Genomic DNA, 1,987 nt, shown 5'->3' with positions numbered 1-1,987 from the left:
GTATAATTAATCCTATTCATATATTCACAAACTAAATCTCCACCTAATGTATGATTGTTGCATTTTAAGTAGGAGTATACTAAATCATCATACTTTCTACTTCTAGTAGTACTTCTTATCATGGAACCACCACAATGTAAGCATCTAACCTTAGTAGCAAATACATGGGTTTTCCCTTTTTTCTTTTTATTTCTTCTTTTAGAATCAAGTAATCTTTGGACTTCATAAAAATCCTTTTTACTTATTATTGGTTCATGATTATCCTCTACTACTATCCAATCATCTTCATCTACTGATATTCTTCTTCTGTCCTTATAGGATAATGTAGTTTCCCTTCCTTGTGTCAGAGTCCCTATATATATTGGATTTCGTAGCATTCTATTTATAGTAGTATGCCCCCATAGAGCATATTCACTTACATTAGGTAAAGAAAAGTTCTCATATTTTCTTTTCATGTGTACGGAAGGTTTTTCTATTCCTTCTTTAGTTAATATCTTTGCTATTCTATGGGTGCCATATCCCTTTAAGTATAAGCTATAAACCTTTCTAACTACCTTTGCAGCTTCTTCATCTATTATAAGTTTATGTCTATTATTTGGATCCTTCATATAACCATAGGGAGGAAATGAACCTATATATTGTCCAGCTTCCATTTTTGTCTTAAAAACTTCCCTTATATTTTTAGAAAGATCTTCAAGATACCATTCATCTATCATACCATGGATTTGTCTTGACTTTTTATTGCCTTCAATTGCAGTATCAGCTCCATCTAACAAAGAGACAAATCTAATACCCCATTCTAAAAACTTACCATGGATAATCTCTTCAACTGCTTCTAAATCCCTTAAAAATCTATTTTGTGTCTTACAAAGTACTATTGTAAATTCTCTCTTCTTAGCATCCCTTAATAATCTATCAAAGGAAGGCCTATCTCTATCAGCTCCTGAATAATCTTCATCTACATAAAAATCATATATTTGCCATCCTTTTCTTGCTGCATATTCAGACAACATAAGTTTTTGGTTTTTTATACTTTCACTATCATCTCCCTTAAAAATCTTTTTCATATCCTCTTTACTAAGCCTTATATATATTGCCACTTTCTCCATATACATCTTCCTTTAAAAACTTTATATACTTAAAGCTACTGCTTCCTCTTTATCCTCTATATTCTCCATATTTTCTAAATCCCTGTTTATTAATTTAGCTATTATCTTAGACATATTTAAAGCGATCTCTTCCTCAGTTTTTGAAGTAAAATGACTATTGATTATTATTTCATCCATCTTTTTCGTTTTTATCATTTTAACATCACCCCTATAGATATCTATGCAGTATTCTTGTTTTTTATTATAATTTTTTAAATATCACAGGCTGTCCTTGGTTAGAGGACACATAGTACCATGCCAAACACAGTAACTCTCCGATTCTATCCGAGCCACTCTCCATAGGATAACCTAGGACTAAGTGGAAGTATCATTATTTTCCCCTTGTGGTCATGGCGATTTAGCATTCCCCATGCTAATTTTGGTGTTGTATTAGACTACAATAGCCTGTCCACCTTTTCGCTTCCCCAGTTTCTGCCGGAGACAAGGGTAAAGTACCTGTTCTATTTTATGAAGTTTTCAAGGTTCAAATTATTCGTATACAACATAATGTCCATTTGTTTAATCTGTTTTGATTGTCTAATTGCATTTAGTTGTATATTTGATTTCATTATACATTGCATAATGTAGTATGTCAATAGTAATTTTTCTTTTTGCAATTTTATTTTAATATTAGTTTCATTAAATTGCAATAAGTTGTATACTATAATCAACAATAGTTTATATAAGAAGGTGAAAAAGTTGAATATAGGAAACAGATTGAAACAGCTTAGAAATGAATATGGAATACTACAAAAGGACTTAGCAGAACAATTAAATCTTTCACAACAAACTATAAGTCTTTATGAATCCAATAAAAGACAGCCTGACTATGATACCCT

The 1,987-nt window shown here is 31.0% G+C and carries 3 protein-coding genes; 1 reads left to right on the top strand and 2 read right to left on the bottom strand.

Going from position 1 to position 1,987, the window contains the following annotated elements; genetic code table 11:
• Window positions 1-1,109: recombinase family protein (locus VK998_RS09695; protein WP_325227930.1), on the bottom strand; the 1,109-nt coding region annotated here is incomplete at its 3' end.
• Window positions 1,110-1,130: 21 nt separating this feature from the next.
• Entirely contained in the window at window positions 1,131-1,304 is a 174-nt protein-coding gene (locus VK998_RS09690; protein ID WP_325227929.1) for a hypothetical protein, read from the bottom strand.
• Window positions 1,305-1,838: 534 nt separating this feature from the next.
• Between VK998_RS09690 and VK998_RS13065 the strand changes: the two genes are divergently transcribed.
• On the top strand, window positions 1,839-1,987 hold a 149-nt coding region (locus tag VK998_RS13065), incomplete at its 3' end, for a helix-turn-helix transcriptional regulator (RefSeq protein ID WP_414713596.1).

This window comes from Schnuerera sp., from assembly GCF_035459645.1.
Lineage (GTDB): Bacteria > Bacillota > Clostridia > Tissierellales > Tepidimicrobiaceae > Schnuerera.
This window is presented reverse-complemented; position numbering and strand designations above follow the sequence as displayed.

Excerpts from the sequence above, each read along its gene's own strand:
- VK998_RS09690 (WP_325227929.1), bottom strand. The coding sequence starts at position 1,304 with ATGATAAAAACGAAAAAGATGGATGAAATAATAATCAATAGTCATTTT.